18 protein-coding genes are annotated in these 20,907 nt (G+C 61.9%); 10 read left to right on the forward strand and 8 right to left on the reverse strand.

Going from position 1 to position 20,907, the window contains the following annotated elements:
- Window position 1 precedes the first annotated feature (1 nt).
- The 3 genes from BN32_RS14660 to cobS form a co-directional block, all read right to left on the reverse strand.
- A complete protein-coding gene (locus tag BN32_RS14660) occupies window positions 2–1,030 on the reverse strand; it encodes an esterase-like activity of phytase family protein (protein WP_019199583.1) in 1,029 nt (342 codons plus the stop codon).
- A 12-nt stretch (window positions 1,031–1,042) separates the two neighbouring features.
- On the reverse strand, window positions 1,043–2,941 hold the full coding sequence (gene cobT / locus BN32_RS14665; protein WP_019199582.1) for a cobaltochelatase subunit CobT: 1,899 nt from the start codon (window positions 2,939–2,941) through the stop codon (window positions 1,043–1,045).
- Between the two features lie 130 nt (window positions 2,942–3,071).
- Window positions 3,072–4,067 carry a cobaltochelatase subunit CobS gene (gene cobS, locus BN32_RS14670; protein ID WP_040426564.1) on the reverse strand — a complete coding sequence of 332 codons (996 nt, stop codon included), beginning with the start codon at window positions 4,065–4,067 and terminating at the stop codon, window positions 3,072–3,074.
- A 238-nt stretch (window positions 4,068–4,305) separates the two neighbouring features.
- On the opposite strand from cobS, the gene BN32_RS14675 reads away from it, so the two are divergent.
- The gene (locus tag BN32_RS14675; protein ID WP_019199580.1) at window positions 4,306–4,983 is read left to right on the forward strand and encodes a DedA family protein; all 678 of its coding nucleotides are present in this window, start codon (window positions 4,306–4,308) and stop codon (window positions 4,981–4,983) included.
- On the forward strand, window positions 4,980–5,534 hold the full coding sequence (locus BN32_RS14680; protein ID WP_019199579.1) for a DUF1801 domain-containing protein: 555 nt from the start codon (window positions 4,980–4,982) through the stop codon (window positions 5,532–5,534). Before BN32_RS14675 ends, BN32_RS14680 begins: the two co-directional genes overlap by 4 nt.
- Here BN32_RS14680 and BN32_RS14685 read toward each other — a convergent pair.
- Window positions 5,509–6,156: a J domain-containing protein gene (locus tag BN32_RS14685; RefSeq protein ID WP_019199578.1), complete on the reverse strand. Its 648-nt coding sequence runs from the start codon at window positions 6,154–6,156 to the stop codon at window positions 5,509–5,511. The two genes, BN32_RS14680 and BN32_RS14685, sit on opposite strands and share 26 nt — an antisense overlap.
- Window positions 6,157–6,458: 302 nt before the next feature.
- Between BN32_RS14685 and BN32_RS14690 the strand changes: the two genes are divergently transcribed.
- Entirely contained in the window at window positions 6,459–6,764 is a 306-nt protein-coding gene (locus BN32_RS14690) for a BolA family protein (RefSeq protein ID WP_019199577.1), read from the forward strand.
- Between the two features lie 23 nt (window positions 6,765–6,787).
- On the opposite strand, the gene BN32_RS14695 is transcribed toward BN32_RS14690, so the two are convergent.
- From BN32_RS14695 to BN32_RS14705, 3 genes are all read right to left on the reverse strand, one after another.
- The gene (locus tag BN32_RS14695) at window positions 6,788–8,137 is read right to left on the reverse strand and encodes a hemolysin family protein (protein WP_019199576.1); all 1,350 of its coding nucleotides are present in this window, start codon (window positions 8,135–8,137) and stop codon (window positions 6,788–6,790) included.
- 61 nt (window positions 8,138–8,198) lie between these two features.
- Entirely contained in the window at window positions 8,199–9,341 is a 1,143-nt protein-coding gene (gene aroB / locus BN32_RS14700; RefSeq protein ID WP_019199575.1) for a 3-dehydroquinate synthase, read from the reverse strand.
- Window positions 9,338–9,961, reverse strand: coding sequence for a shikimate kinase (locus tag BN32_RS14705; protein ID WP_019199574.1), 624 nt, complete (start codon window positions 9,959–9,961; stop codon window positions 9,338–9,340). Before BN32_RS14705 ends, aroB begins: the two co-directional genes overlap by 4 nt.
- A 205-nt stretch (window positions 9,962–10,166) precedes the next feature.
- Here BN32_RS14705 and BN32_RS14710 point away from each other — a divergent pair, with 205 nt between their 5' ends.
- The 4 genes from BN32_RS14710 to BN32_RS14725 all read left to right on the forward strand — a co-directional run bounded on the left by BN32_RS14710 (window position 10,167) and on the right by BN32_RS14725 (window position 14,462).
- Complete coding sequence (locus tag BN32_RS14710) at window positions 10,167–10,313, forward strand: hypothetical protein (protein WP_019199573.1); 147 nt, start codon at window positions 10,167–10,169, stop codon at window positions 10,311–10,313.
- A gap of 14 nt (window positions 10,314–10,327) precedes the next feature.
- Entirely contained in the window at window positions 10,328–11,287 is a 960-nt protein-coding gene (gene xerD / locus BN32_RS14715) for a site-specific tyrosine recombinase XerD (RefSeq protein WP_019199572.1), read from the forward strand.
- Window positions 11,288–11,607: 320 nt separating this feature from the next.
- Window positions 11,608–12,570 carry an acetyl-CoA carboxylase carboxyltransferase subunit alpha gene (locus tag BN32_RS14720; RefSeq protein ID WP_019199571.1) on the forward strand — a complete coding sequence of 321 codons (963 nt, stop codon included), beginning with the start codon at window positions 11,608–11,610 and terminating at the stop codon, window positions 12,568–12,570.
- 395 nt (window positions 12,571–12,965) lie between these two features.
- The gene (locus BN32_RS14725) at window positions 12,966–14,462 is read left to right on the forward strand and encodes a L,D-transpeptidase family protein (RefSeq protein ID WP_019199570.1); all 1,497 of its coding nucleotides are present in this window, start codon (window positions 12,966–12,968) and stop codon (window positions 14,460–14,462) included.
- A gap of 74 nt (window positions 14,463–14,536) precedes the next feature.
- Here BN32_RS14725 and secA read toward each other — a convergent pair whose 3' ends face one another.
- A complete protein-coding gene (gene secA, locus BN32_RS14730) occupies window positions 14,537–17,371 on the reverse strand; it encodes a preprotein translocase subunit SecA (protein WP_019199569.1) in 2,835 nt (944 codons plus the stop codon).
- A 389-nt stretch (window positions 17,372–17,760) separates the two neighbouring features.
- Here secA and BN32_RS14735 point away from each other — a divergent pair, with 389 nt between their 5' ends.
- From BN32_RS14735 to BN32_RS14745, 3 genes are all read left to right on the forward strand, one after another.
- A complete protein-coding gene (locus BN32_RS14735) occupies window positions 17,761–18,720 on the forward strand; it encodes a peptidylprolyl isomerase (protein ID WP_082757500.1) in 960 nt (319 codons plus the stop codon).
- Window positions 18,721–18,880: 160 nt separating this feature from the next.
- The gene (gene argJ / locus BN32_RS14740) at window positions 18,881–20,122 is read left to right on the forward strand and encodes a bifunctional glutamate N-acetyltransferase/amino-acid acetyltransferase ArgJ (RefSeq protein WP_040426751.1); all 1,242 of its coding nucleotides are present in this window, start codon (window positions 18,881–18,883) and stop codon (window positions 20,120–20,122) included.
- A complete protein-coding gene (locus tag BN32_RS14745) occupies window positions 20,119–20,523 on the forward strand; it encodes a (deoxy)nucleoside triphosphate pyrophosphohydrolase (RefSeq protein ID WP_019199566.1) in 405 nt (134 codons plus the stop codon). The genes argJ and BN32_RS14745 overlap by 4 nt, the downstream gene beginning before the upstream one ends.
- Window positions 20,524–20,907 lie beyond the last annotated feature (384 nt).

The raw sequence follows: 20,907 nt of genomic DNA on the forward strand, positions 1-20,907 counted from the left end.
TTCACTCCCCCACCAGCGTGAACTGCAGCAGCAGTGTGCGCTGAATCATCGAAAAATTATCGTCAGAGACCATCGTCAGCACGGTTTCACCGTCTTCGGTGACGTGGGCATCGATGCCTTCCATGTTGTCGACCTCGTATCCGAGATCGACCTCGAAGATGGTCGGGCCGTCGATCACAGCATCCGGGACAACGGATTTGATCGGAATGCGGCGAATCCGAATGCCCACGCCTTCAAGCAGCGAGAACTTTCGTTCCAGCAGCAGCAGATCGCCGGACGGCAGCAGGACCGCATCGCTGATGTCGAAATTGCCGGTGCGCCTGGCAGTGAACTGCCCGGGCGACGGTCCGCCGATCAGGAAGCACAGGATATTTCCCGAGGGATCGAGCCCGCGCTCCGAAATAGCAATGAGACTTCCTGCAAGCGGCTGTCCCTTTGGGACAAACACCAGCGCTTCAAGCCCCTTGTTGAAGGGCAGCTTGGCGATCCCGGGCGGCACCGGCACCACTTCGCCTCTTGAGCGAATGCCACCCTTGCCGAAATCGAACCGTACGATCTGATTGACGCGCTCGAAGCCTACATAAGCCATGGAGCCGTCGAGCGCGAGCGACTCGCTGTCAAACCAGCCACGCGCGGTGATCTTCTTGCCGTCGCTGTCCAGCATCGGCGCGGATTTCACATCGGCCAGACCGGCCATCCGCTTGCCCCGATAGGCGATACGCCCGGTAAACCAGTTGCCCTTGTCGCTGATCGCGATGAACTGCTCGCCCTTCTTGTCGAGCCGCAATCCCGACAGGCCTCCGAATCCGCGAAACGACGAAGTGAGGATGAGCCCGCTACGAAATTCCAGCGCGCCATAACGAAGGTGGGTCGGGTCGCGCGGATCGAAGGATTCGATCGGGCGCGCCTTGACCGCGACGGACGCGATTGACGCCTGCGCGGCAGCGGGGCTTGCATCCAGACCGGCCACACAAACAGGCAGTACAGCCGCGGCGCTCTCCAGAAACCGCCGGCGGGTGATGTCGGTCATGTCGAGTGAACGCTAGGAATGAAGTCTGCGCCGGCGCGAAGGCGACGAAGTCTCGACATGGGTTTCGCTGAACAGTTCGGCCAGCTTTTCGGTGATCGCACCGCCGAGTTCTTCCGCGTCCACGATGGTCACGGCGCGGCGATAGTAGCGCGTGACATCATGACCGATACCGATGGCGATCAGTTCAACGGGCGAGCGGGTCTCGATTTCCTCGATGATGTGACGCAGGTGCCGTTCGAGATAGTTGCCGGGGTTCACCGACAGCGTCGAATCGTCCACCGGCGCACCGTCCGAAATCATCATCAGGATCTTGCGCTGTTCGGAACGACCGAGCAGCCGCTTGTGCGCCCAGTCGAGCGCTTCGCCGTCGATGTTTTCCTTGAGCAGGCCTTCGCGCATCATCAGGCCGAGATTCTTGCGCGCACGCCGCCAAGGCGCGTCCGCCGACTTGTAGATGATGTGCCGCAGATCGTTGAGACGGCCCGGATTGGCGGGCTTGCCCGCCGCCAGCCACGCCTCGCGCGACTGACCGCCCTTCCACGCACGCGTGGTGAAGCCGAGAATCTCGACCTTGACGCCGCAGCGCTCCAGCGTCCGTGCCAGAATATCGGCGCAGGTCGCAGCAACAGTGATCGGCCGCCCGCGCATCGAGCCGGAATTATCGAGCAGCAGCGTCACCACCGTATCTCTGAAGGTGGCTTCCTTCTCGTGCATGAACGAGAGCGGGTGATACGGGTCGGTCACGACGCGCGACAGCCGCGCGGGATCGAGGATGCCTTCCTCGAGATCGAAGTCCCAGGCGCGGTTCTGCTGCGCCATCAGCTTTCGCTGCAACCGGTTGGCCAGCCGCGCGACGATGTGCTGCAAGTGCGCGAGCTGCTTGTCGAGATAGCTGCGCAGCCGCTCCAGTTCGTCGTGCTCGCACAGATCTTCCGCCGAAACGACCTCGTCGAACTTCGGTGCAAAGGCGTGATATTCGGGCCCGCGCGGTTCGTTGCCGCCTCGGCCTGGCGGCCGATGCGCCTCGCCGGGCGTCTCGTCCTCGCCCATCTCGCTGTCGTCGAAGGCGTCGCTGGCGGACGCCTGCGCGCTCTCCATGGCGTTGTCCGACATCTCCTCGGTGGAAGATTGCGACTGATCGGCGCTCATCTCCTCCGCGGATTCAGTGTCCGGCGAACCGTCCGCACCGGACTGATCCTTCTCGCCGTCGCGGTTCTCGTCCTGATCGTCGTCTTCGTCCTGATCCGCATTGCGGTCGTCGCCAAGTTCCAGCGCCTGCAGTACGTCGTGAATCGCGTCGCCGAAGCGGGCCTGATCCTCGGTGAAGTTCTTCAGCACATCGAGGCGCTGGCCGATCTTGTCTTCAAGAACAGGCCGCCAGAGGTCCACCATCTTGCGCGCCGCAGCCGGCGGCGCGAGACCGGTCAGCCGTTCGCGCACCATCATCGCCAGCGCGTCGGCCAGCGGCGCGTCGGCGCGGTCGGTGATCTCGTCGTATTTGCCGCGATGAAAATGGTCGTCGAGCATCGCGGTGAGATTCCTGGCGACGCCGCTCATTCGCTTGGCGCCGATCGCCTCCACGCGGGCCTGCTCAACCGCGTCGAACACGCCGCGCGCCTGCGGATTACCCGGCACCAGTTTGCGGTGAACCTTCGGATCGTGACAGGCGACGCGCAGTGCAATGGAGTCCGCATGACCGCGCACGATGGCGGCGTCCTTGCGGGTCAGCTTGCGCGCCGGTTCCGGCAGCCTCGCCTTGCCGGGCGACAGGCCCGGACGCTCGGCGGCGAATGTCACTTCAAGTTCTGGCTGCTTGGCGATGGCGCGCAATGCCGAGGTCACCGCGCGCTTGAACGGCTCCGTCGGCGATTCCTTCGACCCGGTCCTGAACTTGATATTGGACGTGCTCATTGCGGCGTGAACCCCGAAGACTCTTTTCCCTCCCCCTTGTGGGGAGGGTGGCGCATTGGAAGCGAAGCGAACAATGCGTCGGGCGGGGGATCAGATCGCTGCAATTGAAAAACAACCCCCACCCCAGTAATCAGCTCAACGCCACGTTCACAGCGCTTTCCGGCAGCTCCGCATTAAAACAGCGCTGATAGAACTCCGCCACCAGCGGCCGCTCAAGCTCGTCGCACTTGTTCAGGAAGGTGACGCGGAAAGCGAAACCGATGTCGCCGAAGATCTCGGCGTTCTCCGCCCAGGTGATGACCGTACGCGGCGACATCACCGTGGACAGATCGCCATTGGCGAAAGCGTTGCGCGTGAGGTCCGCGAGGCGAACCATCTTGTTGACGGTGTCGCGGCCGGCATCGGTGCGATAGTGCTTCGCCTTGGCGAGCACGATTTCGACTTCCTCGTCATGCGGCAGATAGTTCAGCGTGGTGACGATCGACCAGCGGTCCATCTGACCCTGGTTGATCTGCTGGGTGCCGTGATAGAGGCCCGACGTATCGCCGAGACCGATCGTATTGGCGGTCGAGAACAGGCGGAACGCCGGATGCGGCTTGATGACCTTGTTCTGGTCGAGCAGCGTCAGGCGGCCCGACACTTCGAGCACGCGCTGGATCACGAACATCACGTCAGGACGGCCGGCGTCGTATTCGTCGAACACCAGCGCGACATTGTGCTGGAGCGCCCACGGCAGGATACCGTCACGGAATTCCGTAACCTGCTTGCCATCGCGGACCACGATCGAATCCTTGCCGACCAGATCGATGCGGCTGATGTGGCTGTCGAGGTTGACGCGCACGCAGGGCCAGTTGAGGCGGGCGGCGACCTGCTCGATGTGGGTCGATTTGCCGGTGCCGTGGAAACCGGTGACCATGACGCGGCGGTTCTTCGAGAACCCGGCAAGAATCGCGAGCGTGGTGGCGCGGTCGAAACGGTAGTCCGAATCGACGTCGGGCACATGGGGATCACTGTTGGAATAGGCCGGAACCTCGAGATCGCTGTCGATGCCGAAGACCTGACGAACCGACACTTTCATGTCGGGAAGGTTCGTGGGTTCCTGGGATAGAGTCGTGGCGGCGCTCATCAATCCTCCGTGGTCCCGGATGCTCCCGAAACCAGACGTGCTTGCTGCGGGTGGGGTGCGTGCTGCAACGTAGCAGACAGATGCCGATGGCAGAAGCCCACCGCGCAATGAAAGTTCCATCGTATTTTCATTGAGATAAGCTGTTTTCGCAGCTTTGGTAGGTCTGCCCTGCGATTGCCGGGGAACGCCCCGGATTCGGAGAGCGCCCGATTGGCGGTTTCGGCCGGCATGGCGGTATATGCTGGATTTCCTTGGAATCGCGCCCAGCATCGGACGTCAGGTGAATTCGCACCTCCATCAACTGATTGGCTTCGTTTCGCTCCACGCCGCACTGGCTTATGCAGCGGTTTTCCTCGCTGCATTTCTGGAAGCCGTCCCCATCCTGGGGTCACTGGTCCCGGGGTCGACCGTGATTCTGGCACTCAGCGCACTGGTCCCCGCCGGCAGTCTCCACCTGATGCCGGTGCTGATGGCGGCGATCGCCGGGGCGCTGCTGGGAGACGGGCTCGCCTACTGGATCGGCCGCGCCAGCCAGCGCGAGGTGCTGACCTCCTGGCCGATGTCGAATTACCCGCTGCTGGTGGCGAAGAGCGAAGCCTTCTTCCACCGCTATGGGACGCTCGCGGTGTTCTTTGCGCGTTTCGTCCCTCCCGTTCGCGCCGTCGTACCTATCACGGCCGGTGCGCTCGGCATGCCCCCGCAGCGCTTCTATCCGGTCAATGCCGCCGCCGTTCTGGTGTGGGCCTCCGCGCATGTGCTGTCAGGTGCGCTGGCCGGCTCCGCCGCCGAACAATGGGGCATGAAAATCGAACATTATGGGTGGCCGCTGGTTGGCGGCATCATCGCGGTGGGCACCATCGCAGTGGGCGTGTATCACTGGCGCAGCCGGCGCGAGGCTGACGGGAGGTTCGGGTGAAGCGAGCCGCGGAACGCAGCAGACCTTTCACCGACCGCAATGTCGCAAAAGTGTTTGACGCCTATCCTGACACCGTTCGCGCGAAGGTGATGCTCCTGCGGGCGATGATCCTGGAGACAGCTGCAAGCATCGACGGCGTAGGCCCCCTTGAGGAAACACTGAAGTGGGGCCAACCCAGCTATCTTACCGCAGAGTCCGGTACCGGCAGTACGATCCGGATCGACCGCGTCAAATCGGACGACAGTCGCGTCGCGATGTATTTCCATTGTCAGACCGATCTGGTCGAAACATTCCGTGAGCTCTATCCGACGCAGATGGAATACGGTGGCAACCGGAGCATCCTGTTCGATGCCGCGGCCCGGATTCCTGAAAAAGCGCTGCGTCACTGCATCGGACTTGCGCTGACCTATCACGCGCGCAAGGGAGCTTCGAGGAACAAGACGGCCTCGATAAAGAAGCCTGTTTCAGCAAGAAAGGGGGCTTCAAAGAACAAGCGTGAATCCGTCACGCCAAAAAAGCCGGCGCTCAGGACGCGCGTACGACCGTCTTGAGATAGTTGTAGGCCTTGATGATCTCGATCAGGCGATCTTCGGTCGACCGGTCACCACCGTTGGCATCGGGGTGATGCTGTTTCACCAGCAGCTTGTATTTGGCCTTGACGGTTTCCAGCGTCGCGTCAGGACCGAGGCCCATGACCAGCAACGCTTTCTTCTCGGCGTTAAAAATCTTGCGCGTCTCCGGCTCCGGCTTTGCAGCCGAGCCAGGGCCTGGGCGCCAGCGGCCACGGCCGTTCATCTCGTCGAACATCTTGAACGGATCGGAGGCGCTGTCGAGATCGGGATTCGCTTTGCTCTTCTTGCCGCCGTTCGCACCCATCTTCCAGGTCGGACGATGGCCGGTCAGCGCGTCCTTCTGGTAGCTGGCGACCGCGTCGGGAGCCATGCCCTGAAAGAAGTTATAGCCCTGATTGTATTCGCGGACGTGGTTTAGACAGAAGTGCCAGTATTCCTTCTCATGTCCACGGCCCTTAGGGGCGCGATGTCCGCCCTTGTTCTTGCAACCGGGCGCTTCGCACATCACAGCTTCCTCGCGCGCAGCAGCCTGCTGCTTCGCGCTCTGCTTGTTAGGTTTGATGCGAATGCTGTCGAAGAATTTGGATGAGTCGATGGCCATGGTTGCTATGACAACGCCTTGCTGGAAGCTTCAAGTCTCATGTGGTGGTTCGCAGGTCCGTATCACTTCTACAGCGCGCCAGATACGGACCTGCGAACCAAAACCACACCAGAATTTATATTTTCAAGTGTCCTTTCGAATCCGACGTTCGCATATGGAATGCGCTGCAGAATGCAGCGAACGTCGGCTTCGGAACACTTGACGCGAATTTTCGCGAGCGCGGATTATACATCGTCGCGGCGGCAAACCGCAATTGAAACGGCTATTGACCTCAGCGAATAACGCACGATATTGCGCGGATCATGACCACCAAAGACACTATCACGAACAAGTTGAACGAAGCTTTCACTCCGGAAAGCCTCGACGTGGTCGATGAATCCCATTTGCATGAGGGTCACGCAGGCCACAGGCCGGGCGGCGCAACGCATTTCAGGCTCTATATCGTGTCGAAAGCGTTCGAAGGGAAGAGCCGGATCGACCGTCATCGCATGATAAATTCGCTGCTGGCGCCGGAACTGTCCGGCTCGGTCCATGCACTGGCGATTCATGCCTATGCACCGGATGAAGGCGGCCGACGCCCCGCGCCCGCAGCAGCCTGCAAGCACTAGCACCGGCGAATCTGCGCCGCGCGCTAAAATGCGGTTCCCGCCTTTGGTTTCTTCTCCGGCGCGTCGCTCTCGCGCGGCAGCGGTACAATCCGCAACGCCGTAATGCGGTTTCGCTCCCGCCGGAGCACCCGGAAACGGAAACCGTGGAACGTGAAGCTCTGGCCGCGATCCGGAATTGAGCGCGCCTCGTGAATGACAAGACCGGCAATGGTGGTGGCTTCCTCATCCGGGAGATGCCAATCCATCGCGCGATTGAGATCGCGGATCGGCACCGAACCATCGACCACGACCGACCCATCGGGCTGCGCACGCACACCTGCAACAGCCACGTCATGCTCGTCCGAAATATCGCCGACGATTTCTTCCAGAATGTCTTCCAGCGTCACGAGGCCTTCGACCTCACCGTATTCGTCAACCACCAGCGCGAAGTGAGTTTTGCGGCGGCGGAAGGCCTTGAGCTGTTCCGACAGCGGCCGCATTTCGGGCACGAACCATGGCGGCAGCGCGATCGCGGCAACATCGACCTTGGAGAGATCTCCATCGGTGGTGCGGATGGCGCGAAGCAGATCCTTTGCGTGCAAAACGCCGATGATGTTCTCGGGCTTTTCGCGCCACAACGGAATGCGGGTGTATTCGGATTCGAGAATGCCACGGATCACCACATCGGGCGGTCCGTCCGCATTGACACTGACCATTTTTGTGCGATGGACCATGACATCGGACACCGCAAGATCGCCAAAGCGGAACACGTTCTGGATGTACTCAGCCTCGCCGCTCTCGATCTTGCCGTGCTCGGCCGATTCCTCCACAAGCCCTTCGATTTCGGAATCGGTGAGAATTTCGTTCTGCGACGATTCCTGCACGCCAAGCAGCCGCAGAATCGCGCGCGACGCGCCGTTCAGCAGCCAGTTCAGCGGATAGAGAACGAGATAGGACGCATAGAGCGGATACGCGATCCATTGCGAGACCGGCACAGGCTGCCGGATCGCAAGCGTTTTCGGCACCTGTTCTCCGATGACGATATGCAGCGACGAGAACACCAGAAAGCCGGTGAGGAAGGCCGTGAAATGCAGCGCGGATTCAGGCATGCCCAGCGGCTCAAGAACAGGCTGGAGCAATGCCGCAACGGTCGGCTCGCCAACCCAGCCGAGACCAAGCGAGGCCATGGTGATGCCGAGCTGGCAGCACGCGAGATAGGCTTCGATGTTGCCCATCATTCTCATCAGGAGACGGGCGCCGAAGCGGTTCTGCTCGGCCATGGCTTTGACGCGAAACCCGCGGCTCTTCACCAGCGCGAATTCAGCCGCCACGTAGAATGCGTTGGCAGCGAGCAGAAGGATGGCGATGAGCAGATTGACGGCCGCTGAATTCATGTTTGTCTCGCGACTGCCTCGTCTTTATGCGGCGCGCCGACCACACGGGACAGCATCGCCCTCACCCCGATAGCTTTTCTTGAAGGAAATCGCGAACTGTCGGCGGATCGACATCATTGACGATCACGGCCTTGCCGATCTGTTCGAGCAGAATGAAGGTCAGCCGCCCGCGCTTCACCTTCTTGTCCTGCGCCATCAGCGTGAGCAGCGTGTCGGCATCGGAGAGACCTTCCTGCTGAAAGCCTGCAATATCCTGCAGCCGTGTCGGCAGGCCGACCGACGCGAGGTGACGTTGCACACGCGCCGCGTCCGCCGCGGAAATCATCTTCAGATGTGCCGAGAATTCCGCGGCCAGCACCATGCCGACAGCGACGCCTTCGCCATGGAACAGGCGATCGGAGAAACCGGTCGCAGCCTCCAGCGCATGGCCGAAGGTGTGCCCGAGATTGAGCAACGCGCGGTCGCCGGTTTCGCGCTCGTCGCGGGCCACGATCGCCGCCTTGGCGCGGCAACTGGCGGCGATGGCGCGTTCGCGCGCCGCACCGCCTGCGAAAATCTCCGCATGATTGGCATCCAGCCAGTCGAAGAATTCCAGATCGCCCAGCACACCGTACTTTGCAACTTCGGCATAGCCCGCGCGAAACTGGCGCGGCGGCAGCGTGTCGAGCACCGCGGTATCCGCGATCACCAGCACCGGCTGGTGAAACGCGCCGACGAGATTCTTGCCATGCGGCGAGTTGATTCCGGTCTTGCCGCCCACCGACGAATCGACCTGCGCGAGCAACGATGTCGGCACCTGCACGAAGTCGACGCCGCGCCGGACAATCGACGCCGCAAATCCTGCAAGATCGCCGATCACGCCGCCGCCCAGCGCAATCACCAGATCGTTGCGCTCGATCTTCGCTGCGATCAGCCCCTCGGAAACCTCCTGCAACACCGCATAACTTTTGGACGCCTCACCCTCACCCACAACGATCCGCGACGATGCAATGCCGGCATCAGCCAGAGCCGCCTCGGTTTTTCCGAGCCAGTGTTTGGCGACGGTGCGATCCGTCACGATGGCGACGCGCGCACCAGGCCGCAGCGCAGCGACGCGATGGCCGAGCGACGGCAACACATCACGGCCGATGACGATGTCATAAGCGCGATCTCCGAGGGCAACACCTATGGTCACCGGACTTGTCTTCTTGAGTGGGGCTGTCATCGCGTTTCGCTTGAGGAAGAGGACGGCGCGCGGCCAGATAGCAGATACGCAGAAAGCGCGTCGATACATTCGTCGACGATCTTTTCATGCGGTACATCGCGCGATGCAATCGCCAGATCGGCGAGTTGATAGAAAGGACTGCGCTCCCCGATAAGGCGCTCGATGGTCGCGGCAGGATCGGCAGTCTGCAACAGGGGCCGGTCGGCGCGGCGCTTGACCCGCTTCAGGATCACATCGCCATCCGCCTGAAGCCAGATCGAGATGGCCTTGGCGCGAATCCGGTTACGCGTTTCGTCGCGCATGAACGCTCCGCCACCGGTCGCAATCACGCAAGGACCGCCCTCCAGCAGGCGGGCGATCACACGCGCCTCGCCGTCGCGAAAATACGGCTCGCCGTGCTGCGCAAAGATTTCGCTGACAGTCATGCCCGCATGCGCGATCTCGATTTCATGATCGGCATCGAGAAACGGCATGTGAAGCCGCACGCCGAGACGGCGCCCGATGGTCGATTTGCCCGACCCCATCATGCCGACAAGCACAATCGGGCGGCCACCCAGGGCGGCGACAATGTCGGCCTCGCGTGTCATGCCGTCCTGATGCCTGGCCGCACTTTCGGTCATCTCTGGCTCGGTTGGCCGCAAATGCGGCTGAGAAGTCACCTATACTACTCCTCCTGTTACCGCCGCTAGAGCGAACGTCGGGCTGCTGGAGACTCTTGCCGAACCGGCGCGAACATGTTGGTACTTTGGAGCCGCTGAACGCCGCGTTCCGCTGGTTAACACGGCATCCCGGCCGGCAGTCCGGCGGTAATTCGAGGCCCATTCGATGCCCACCCTGTTTCGCTTCCTGACGGTCGTCGCGGTGCTCGGCGGGCTGATCTACGGCGGCATCTTTGCACTCGCCAATTTCGTCAATCCGAAGCCGCGCGAGATGACGGTCAGCGTTCCGCCCGACAAATTCCTCAAGCGATAGGCGGCGGGAGGATCATGCCATCCGACAAATCTTCCGACAGCCGGCTGACCGCCCTGTTTCTCGACATGCTTGCGGCCGAACAGGGCGCCGGCGTCAACACGCTCGACGCCTACCGCGGCGATCTCGAAGACCTGTCCGGTTTTCTCGCCCGCCGCAAATCGACCTTCCAGAATGCAGATACGCAGATGCTGCGCGACTATCTCGGCGATCTCGATACCCGCGGATTCAAATCGTCGAGCGTCGCGCGCAAATTGTCATCGACGCGGCATCTGTTTCGCTTTCTTCTGAGCGAGCGCATGCGCGCGGACGATCCGGCCGCGATCCTGTCCGGCCCGAAGCGCGGACGTGCGCTACCGAAGGTCTTGTCCATTGCGGATGTCGACCGCCTCCTGACGCAGGCGAAGGCGCTAGCGGATTCCCCGGAACAGTCGCCGCTGCAGAAGTTGCGCGCGCTGCGACTCTCCTGCCTGCTCGAAATCCTGTACGCGACCGGATTGCGCGTTTCGGAACTGGTTGCCCTGCCGGTGTCAGCCGCGCGGCGTGACGCCCGCATGATCGTCGTACGCGGCAAGGGCAACAAGGAACGCCTCGTCCCGCTCAACGAAACATCGAAGCAGGCCATGGCGGACTATCTTGCCGCGCTGGAAGCCACGCATCGCGAGCAGAAGAAATCGTCCGCGGTCTCGAAGTGGCTGTTTCCATCGTCGGGCGAGAGCGGCCATCTGACGCGGCAGCACTTCGCACGCGACCTCAAGGAGCTTGCAGCGGCCGCCGGCATCGCGCCGCGCCTCGTCAGTCCGCATGTGCTGCGCCACGCCTTTGCAAGTCATCTTCTGCACAATGGAGCCGATCTGCGAATCGTCCAGACGCTGCTTGGCCACACCGACATCTCCACGACACAGATCTATACCCATATCGTCGAGGAGCGACTGAAGAGCCTGGTGCGCGATCTGCATCCGCTGGCGGACAAATGACCCCATTGAAAAGCACCAGTGTGGTGGTTCGCAAGGCCGCATCGTTCTCCAAGCACGCTCCGTTTGCGGCCTTGCGAACCAAAACCACACTGGAATTACATTTGGCTAGTGTCCCTTCGAATCCGAAGTTCGCTATGAAAAATGCCGCAAAACAGGGCGAACTTCGGAGTCGGGACACTAGCAATATCGGCACTTTTCACCGCGGCGCTTGACTTGGGACCGCTTCTTGACTTGAAAGGCGCTCCAGACATTGCCCGGAACGGAAATTACCGTTTCTGGTGCCCTTCGCCTGAACACCACAATCCCTATATATTCGCGACATGCCGGACCCGATGCGCAGTTATCTCGATTTTGAAAAGCCTGTCGCCGAACTTGATTCGAAGGTCGATGAATTGCGCGCGCTTGCCGCGAGCGGCAGTGACATCAGCGAAGAAGTGTCGCGCATCGAAGATAAGGCCGCGCAGGCGCTCAGCGAGCTTTATGCCGATCTGTCACCGTGGCAAAAAACCCAGGTCGCGCGACATCCGCTGCGACCGCATTGCGTGGATTACGTCAAGGAACTCATCACCGAGTTCACGCCGCTCGCGGGCGACCGCAAGTTCGGCGACGACGAAGCCCTGATCGGCGGCTTCGGCCGTTTCAGAGGCGAGAGCATCTGCGTGATCGGCCAGGAGAAGGGTTCGACCACCGAAACCCGGCTCAAGCACAATTTCGGCATGGCCAAGCCCGAGGGCTATCGCAAGGCCGTGCGGCTGATGGAAATGGCGGATCGTTTCGGCATTCCCGTGCTGTCGCTGGTCGACACTGCGGGCGCCTATCCCGGCATTGGCGCCGAGGAGCGCGGACAGGCTGAAGCGATCGCGCGATCCACCGACGCTTGCCTCAACCTCGGCGTGCCCAATGTCGCTGTCATCATCGGCGAAGGCGGCTCGGGCGGAGCCATCGCGATCGCCACAGCGAACCGCGTGCTGATGCTCGAACATGCCGTGTACAGCGTGATTTCGCCGGAAGGCGCCGCGTCGATCCTGTGGCGCGATTCGGCCAAGGCCCAGGAAGCCGCAACCAATCTTAAAATTACCGCGCAGGACCTTGCGCGCTTCGGTGTGATCGACACCATCCTGAAGGAACCCCCGGGCGGCGCACATCGCGATCCGGCAGCGATGGTCGCCCGGACCGGCGACGCCATTGCCCAGTCCTTCAACGACCTGCGAAGCCTCGATTCCAAGGCGGTGCGGACCCAGCGCCGGCAGAAGTTCCTCGATATCGGCCGCAAGCTCGGCTAGCGCGGCGCGCCGCCAAAATCGGCGAGCAACGGCTGCGCAGTCAGATCGTGGCTTTTTCTGGACAGGCCCGCTTCCGGCAACAGCCGTTTTTCCCCAGTCTTTTGATTTACTTAGCGTTGACCATAAAGCCGTCAATGCCGGCCGGTTGCGGCCGCTTCGGCTTGCGACCCGGGGCTATTTAAGGCTAATAATCGATCAACTGGTCACGCACGTTTTTAGCCAAAAAGCGAACGCCGCTTTTACGACGAAAACACATGCGACCTGTTTAGAGGGCAGCGTTTTCCGGCCGCCTATTGTGCGCCACTTTGTCGGGAGATGGTCTGCCACCGGTCTTGGGGTCTAGTCTTGGGTCTAGCCGGAGTATGGGGATTGACGATCTGCCGCGGAGGCTTGTCTTGATCGACCGCACGCATGTACGCGCGCTTGTCACGTCGGCTGCGCTCGCGGCCGGCGTTTTACTGTCGGCATGCAACGGCGAGCAGCTCTCGCCAAGCTCAAAAGCCAATCGTCCGATTCCCGACAAACTGCTCGCGGAAATCGAATCCAAGAACATGGACAAGGCGTCGCCATTGCTGGTTCGCCTGTTCAAGCAGGAAGCCGAACTCGAGGTCTGGAAGCAGAATCGCGACGGAAAGTTCGCGTTGCTCAAGACCTATCCGATCTGCCGCTGGTCGGGAGACCTTGGACCGAAGATCAAGGAAGGCGACCGGCAGGCCCCTGAAGGCTTCTATTCGATCACGCCGGCGCAGATGAATCCGACATCCGCCTATTTCCTGTCGTTCAACATGGGCTATCCGAATGCCTACGACAAGTCATGGGGCCGCACCGGATCGCAGCTGATGGTGCACGGCGATTGCTCGTCGCGCGGCTGTTACGCGATGACCGACGAACAGATCACCGAAATCTACGCGCTCGGCCGCGAATCCTTCTTCGGCGGCCAGAACGCGTTTCAGGTGCAGGCCTATCCGTTCCGCATGACGGCGCAGAACATGGCCCGCCACCGTAACAGCCCGCATATGGCGTTCTGGAAGATGATCAAGGAAGGCAACGATCACTTCGAGGTCACGAAGCAGGAGCCGAAGGTTGACTTCTGCGAGAAGAAGTACGTCTTCGATGCGGAGAAGCCGGCAGGCGCGACCCGTCCGCTCGCCTTCAACGCTTCTGCCCAGTGCCCGGCCTATCAGGTTTCCCCCGAGATTGCCGAAGCCGTTCAGAACAAGCAGCGCCAGGACGAATTGAAGACCGCGCAACTGGTTTCACGCGGCACACCGACCGCGCGTTCGCGAGCCGGCGTCGACGGCGGCATGCATCCGGTGTTTGCATCCAAGCTGCCGGAAGGCGAAGCTGCGATCGACAGGGACGTCACCGATTACGCCGTCGCGTCGAATCAGCCCGCGCCGGGCACCGTGCCCTCGCATGTGACCGTTCCAAAGGCGCCGGAAACCGCGCCGTCGTTCAGCTTCGCCTCATCATCCAACTCATCTAACGGCGAGCCTATGGTGGCAGTCACGAGCACCACGCCCGCTCCGCGCACCGCGTCGGCCAATGCCAGCGCAAGCTCGTCGGAGGGCTTCCTGAGCAAGCTCTCGCGCAGTGTCGGCCTGCGCGGCTCGGACCCCGAGCCTGCCGCAGCGCCTGCGAAGCCCGCCGCGGCCACAGCCGCGCCAAAGGCGAAATCGGCTGGACCGACCAGGGAAGCCGCCAAGAGCACGCCGGCGCGGGTGATCCCGCTTGAGCGTCCGCAGCAGGCTCAGGCCCAGCCGCAAGCCAAGCCTTCCGCTCCGGCCCCTGCCGTCGCAGCAGCCGCACCAGCGCCGCAACAGTCGCTGGCGGGAGCCCAGCCTGCGGTGCCGGCCAATTCGTTCGACAGCCGCTGGTCGACCGTCCGCTAAAACGGAACAACTGACCTGACAAAAAACGCCGGTCGAATGACCGGCGTTTTTGTTTTATTCGACGGCGGCGCCGTTCAGGCGTACTTGCCGTGGCAGTGCTTGAACTTCTTGCCGGAGCCGCACGGGCAATCCTCGTTGCGGCCAATCTTGCCCCACGTCGCAGGATTTTGCGGATCGCGCTGGGCGGCGGGGACTGACGAAAGCGCGGCCTGCGCGAACGCCATTTCGTCCTCTCCGGTATTCGGATTGAGTTTGTGCGCTTCCATCTGCGGCAATTCGGGCTGCTCGTCCGGCGGCACGATCTCGACGCGTACCAGTTGCGCGGTTACCGCTTCACGCAAGTGAGCGGTCAGACTTTCGAACAGATTGTATGCCTCGGTCTTGTATTCCTGCAACGGATCGCGCTGACCGTAGCCGCGCAGGCCGATGACCTGACGCAGGTGATCCAGCATCACCAGATGCTCGCGCCACAGATGATCCAGCGTCTGAAGCAGGATCGATTTCTCGACATACCGCATGACGTCGGGGCCGAACTGCGCCGACTTGGCCGCCATCCGCTCGTCCGCGCGCTGCTCGATGCGTGACAGCATCTCCTCGTCGGCGATGCCCTCTTCCTTGGCCCACTCCTCGACCGGGAGATCAAGGTCGAGCACGCGCTTGAGTTCTTCATGCAGGCCGGCAACGTCCCATTGCTCGGCATAGGCATGCTCGGGGACATGCTTGCTGACCAGATCCTCGACCAGGGTGTGACGCATATCGGCGACCGTCTCGGCGATTTCCTGATCGCGCATGAAATCAACGCGCTGGTCGAAGATCGCCTTGCGCTGATCGTTCTGGACGTCATCGAACTTGAGCAGATTCTTGCGGATGTCGAAATTGCGCGCTTCGACCTTCTGCTGCGCCTTCTCCAGCGCCTTGTTGATCCACGGATGGATGATCGCCTCGCCTTCCTTGAGGCCGAGACGGGTCAGCATGGTATCGAGCCGGTCCGACCCGAAGATGCGCATCAGGTCGTCTTCGAGCGACAGATAGAACTTGGTGCGGCCGGGATCGCCCTGACGGCCGGCGCGGCCCCGGAGCTGGTTGTCGATACGCCGGGACTCATGGCGTTCCGAACCGATAATGTAGAGGCCGCCCGGCTTGGTGATGGTCTTGGCCGGCTTGCTGCCCTTGGCAGGCTCGATCTCGATCACTTCTTCGGACTTCAGGACCATCTCGCGGAAGCGCTCGATGTCGGCCTTGATCTGCTCGATCTTGGCCTGCTTCTCCGCTTCGTCGGTGATGTCCGCAGTCTCGATCTGGCTTCGCATTTCCAGCGAACCGCCGAGTTTGATGTCGGTGCCGCGGCCCGCCATGTTGGTCGCGATGGTGATCGCGCCCGGCACGCCGGCTTCAGCGACGATATAGGCTTCCTGTTCGTGGAAACGCGCGTTCAGCACGGCGAACAGCTTGGCCGGCTTGCCCGCGCGCGCCGCGGCATAGAGCTTTTCCAGCGCCTTGGGATTGCCGAAGTCGATCTGCTTGTAGCCGTTCTTGGCGAGATACTCGCCCAGCACTTCCGATTTCTCGATCGAAGCGGTGCCGACCAGCACCGGCTGCATGCGCTTGTTGGCCAGCTCGATCTCCGCCAGAATCGCGCGATGCTTTTCCTCGGCGGTGCGATAGACCTCGTCATCCTCATCGAGACGCGCGATCGGCACATTGGTCGGGACTTCGATGACCTCGAGCTTGTAGATGTCGAACAGTTCGTCCGCTTCCGTCGCCGCGGTGCCGGTCATGCCGGCGAGCTTTTTGTACATGCGGAAATAGTTCTGGAATGTGATCGAAGCCAGCGTCTGGTTTTCCGGCTGAACCGGCTGGTGCTCCTTGGCTTCCAGCGCCTGATGCAGGCCTTCTGAATAGCGGCGGCCCGGCATCATGCGGCCGGTGAATTCGTCGATGATAACCACTTCACCGTCGCGGACGATGTAGTCCTTGTCGCGCTGGAACAGCGAATGCGCGCGCAGCGCCTGATTGATGTGATGGACGACCGAGACGTTCTCGACGTCGTAGAGCGAGTCGCCCTTGAGCTGACCGGCTGCCTGCAGCAGGTTCTCGATCTTCTCCATGCCGGCTTCGGTCAGCGTGACCGTGCGCTGCTTCTCATCGACCTCAAAGTCCGTCGTCTTCTCAAGCTTCGGGATGTAGGTGTCGATGGTGTTGTAGAACTCCGAACGATCATCGAGCGGACCAGAGATGATCAGCGGCGTGCGCGCCTCGTCGATCAGGATCGAATCGACTTCGTCGACGATGGCGAAGAAGTGCCCGCGCTGGACCATGTCCTCGAGCCGGTACTTCATGTTGTCGCGCAGATAGTCGAAGCCGTATTCGTTGTTGGTGCCGTAGGTGATGTCGCAGGCATAGGCCGCCTGACGCTCGGTGTCGTCCAGACCATGAACGATCACGCCGGTGGTCATGCCGAGGAACGAATAGATCTGCCCCATCCAGCCGGCGTCGCGCTTGGCGAGGTAGTCGTTGACGGTCACCACGTGGACACCGTTGCCGGCCAGCGCGTTGAGATAAACCGGAAGGGTCGCCACCAGCGTCTTGCCTTCGCCGGTTTTCATTTCGGCGATATCGCCTTCGTGCAGCACCATGCCGCCGATCAGCTGCACATCGAAATGGCGCTGGCCGAGGGTGCGCTTGGCGGCCTCGCGAACCGTGGCGAAGGCCGGCACGAGAAGATCGTCGAGGGTCTTGCCTTCCGCTATCTGCTTGCGGAACTCGGCGGTTCGCGCCTTCAGCGCCTCGTCTGACAGCGCTGCAATCTCGGGTTCCAGCGCGTTAATCGCGTCGACGCGGGATTGGTATCCCTTGATCCGCCGGTCGTTTGAGGAGCCGAAAAACTTGCGGGCGAGCGCGCCGAGCATGAAACATTCCTGTCTTGCATTTTGGCCTTGCGGCCGCGATCACCGCAGCCCAAGACCCATATCAGACCCGTATGAGGCGTATCTCCGGAATTGCGTGCGGGGACAAACCCTTGCGCGAGTCCTTGAGCGTGAGTGCGGGAAGCGAATTCCGAGGTTCACCCGCTCGACCGCGGCAAAGCCCCGCGGCAGCCAGGAGCGCCTGCGGGGAGAGATATGGGCCGTCCAAAGCCTTGTCAACGCGCGAACCTGTCAGGGATTTCATGATTTTGGCGGCTTTTTCGCGTTGCTTCCGGGCGGAGGTTGGGCGAGTGTCCCGCCTCCCGAACCCGCCCAGTGATCCAGCGAACGCCGGATACGGGACACCAGCTTTGACCCCATAAGGATTTTCCATGACCGTTTCTCCAAACAGCACGGCCCCTCTCAGCAGACTGGGCGTGCGACCTGGACTGGGACTCGGACTGCGATTTGGACTTCTGACCACCGCTGCGGCAGCTTGTCTCACGGTTGTGACGGCAATCGGCCAGCCGCTGCATGCACAGGATGCGAATGCCGTGATCGCAAAGGTTAACGGCGCCGAAATCCGCCAGGGCGACCTTGCTGTGGCTGAAGAAGAGCTGGGACCCAGCCTTCAGCAGATGGACCCGTCGACCCGCCGCGAGAATCTGATCTCGTTCCTGATCGACATGAAAATCGTCGCCAAGGCGGCCGAAGCCAAGAAGGTCGGCGATACGGCGGACTTCAAGCAGAAGATTGCCTTCGCGCGTGACCGCCTTCTGATGGACAGCCTGCTCGCGACCGAAGGCAAGGCCGCAGTCACCGACGACGCCATGAAGAAGGTCTATGAGGACGCAACCAAGCAGGTTTCGGGCGAAAAGGAAGTTCACGCCCGGCACATTCTGGTTCCGACCGAGGACGAGGCGAAAGCGATCAAGGCCGAACTCGAAAAGGGCGCGGACTTCGCCAAGCTCGCCAAGGAAAAATCGAAAGATCCAGGCGCTGCCGACGGCGGCGATCTCGGCTTCTTCACCAAGGAACAGATGGTGCCGGAATTTTCGGCCGTCGCCTTCGCGCTCGATCCCGGCAAGATTTCCGACCCGGTGAAGTCGCAGTTCGGCTGGCACATCATCAAGGTCGAGGAAAAGCGCGACCGCAAGCCGCCGGATTTCGAACAGGTGAAGGGCCAGATCCAGACCTTCGTGGTGCGCAAGGCTCAGGCCGATTACGTCACCAAGCTGCGAACCGAAGCAAAGGTCGAGCGCCTGGACAAGCCGGCGGACGCTGCTGCTCCGGCTGCAACGCCCGATGCTAAGGCTGCGCCGGCGGCGAAGACTCCCCCTGCGAAGAAGTAAATCGACTTCGCACCGAACCTTCAGTAACTTGACGTCATGCCCGGGGCTTGCCCCGGGCATCTACGTCTTAGGACCTTCACAATTGAGGAAGTAAGACGTGGATGGCCGGAATAATCCGGTCATGACGACTGACAATCCTCGATTCAGGGTCACCAATCTCATGTCCACCGCCGTCTCGCCGCTCGCCCCCACCAACGTTCCTGACATGCCGAACATCGACGGCGTGCGCCTGGCGACGGCGGCCGCCGGCATCCGCTACAAGAACCGCACCGATGTGCTGCTGGCGCTGTTCGACAAGGGCACCACCGTTGCTGGCGTTTTCACGAAATCGAAGTGCCCGAGCGCTGCGGTGGACTGGTGCCGCGCCAAGCTCAAGGGCGGCGAGGCGCGCGCTCTGGTGGTCAATTCCGGCAACGCCAACGCCTTCACCGGAAAAACAGGAAAGCAGGCGACGACGCTGACGGCCGCGATCGCCGCCAAGGCCGCTGAAACCACCGCAGCCAAGATCTTTCTGGCGTCCACCGGCGTGATCGGCGAACCGCTCGACGCGACGAAATTCAACGGCGTGCTCGACGATCTCGCAAAGACCGCGACGCCCGAGGGATGGGACACCGCCGCGCGCGCGATCATGACCACGGATACGTTTCCGAAGGTCGCCACCGCGACCGTCAAGCTCGGCAAGGCCAAGGTCACCATCAACGGCATGGCCAAGGGCGCAGGCATGATCGCGCCGGACATGGCGACAATGCTGGCGTTTATCTTCACCGACGCACCGCTGTCCGCGGCCGTGCTGCAATCGCTGCTCAAGGCCGGTGTCGGGGATACGTTCAACGCGGTGACCATCGACGGCGATACATCGACCTCGGATACGCTGCTGGCGTTCGCCACGGGGGCCGCAGCCGCCAGAGGCGCGCCGGCGATCAAACGCGCCAACGATCCGCGGTTGAAGGCCTTCACCAAAGCGTTTCACGCCGTGCTGGCCGATCTTGCCGAACAGGTCGCGCGCGATGGCGAAGGCGCACGCAAGCTGGTCGAAGTCGTTGTCGAGGGCGCGGCGTCGAAGACATCCGCGCGGAAAATCGCGATGTCGATTGCCAATTCGCCGCTGGTGAAAACCGCGATCGCGGGCGAGGACGCCAACTGGGGCCGCGTCGTCATGGCCGTCGGCAAGGCCGGCGAGCCGGCCAACCGCGACAAGCTCTCGATCTCGTTCAACGGCATTCGCGTCGCCAGCAAGGGCGCGCGCGATCCATCCTATAACGAGGCGGAAGTCTCGGCGCTGATGAAGCAGCCGAAAATCCAGATCAAGGTCGGGCTTGGCCTCGGCAAGGGCCGCGACCGCGTGCTGACCTGCGATCTCACCAAGGAATATGTCGCAATCAACGGCGACTACCGCTCGTGATCAAGCTCGTCCTCGTTGTCGCCTGCGCACTGATCGATGCGGACAACCGCGTCCTGATCGCGCAGCGCCCCGAAGGCAAGACGCTTGCAGGGCTGTGGGAGTTTCCCGGCGGCAAGCTGGAGCCCGGCGAGCGGCCGGAACCGGCCCTGATCCGCGAACTCGCGGAAGAACTCGGCATCAAGGTGGAAGAGCCATGCCTGGCGCCGCTCACCTTCGCCAGCCACAGCTATGAAACCTTCCACCTGCTGATGCCATTGTACATTTGCAGAAAGTGGGAAGGCACCGTGACGCCGCACGAAGGCCAGCAGCTCGCATGGGTGCGCGCCAACAAGCTGCGCGATTATCCGATGCCGCCTGCGGACATTCCGCTGATCGCGCATCTGACGGATTTGCTGCTGTAGGCGCGGCGTCATCTAACGCCGGCACCGCAGACGAGACGGCTGCCACACATCCAATGTCGTCCCCGCGAACGCCGGGACCCATAACCACCAAACGTCGTGGTGATGGCCGATTGCTCAGCATCTTTCTCAAGTCGATGACTCAGGGAGTATGGGTCCCCGCCTGTGCGGGGACGTGTCGAGATTTCCGATCTCTCCTTGACATGTCTCGACCTAGGAATATATTCTTCATCGTCCTGTTCGTGAGGGGCGCTTCTCGAGGGCGCTTTTGAAGCGGAGCAGGATGCGGCGCCCGCGCGCGTGGTTCGCAGCCATGTCGTCCGGGAGGCTGGGGTCAGCGTCCGGGCCAACTACGTGGCTCTGCCTTCAGTGGCTGGACGCGGACAG

The organism is Afipia birgiae 34632, from assembly GCF_000308295.2.
Classification (GTDB): Bacteria; Pseudomonadota; Alphaproteobacteria; order Rhizobiales; family Xanthobacteraceae; genus Afipia; species Afipia birgiae.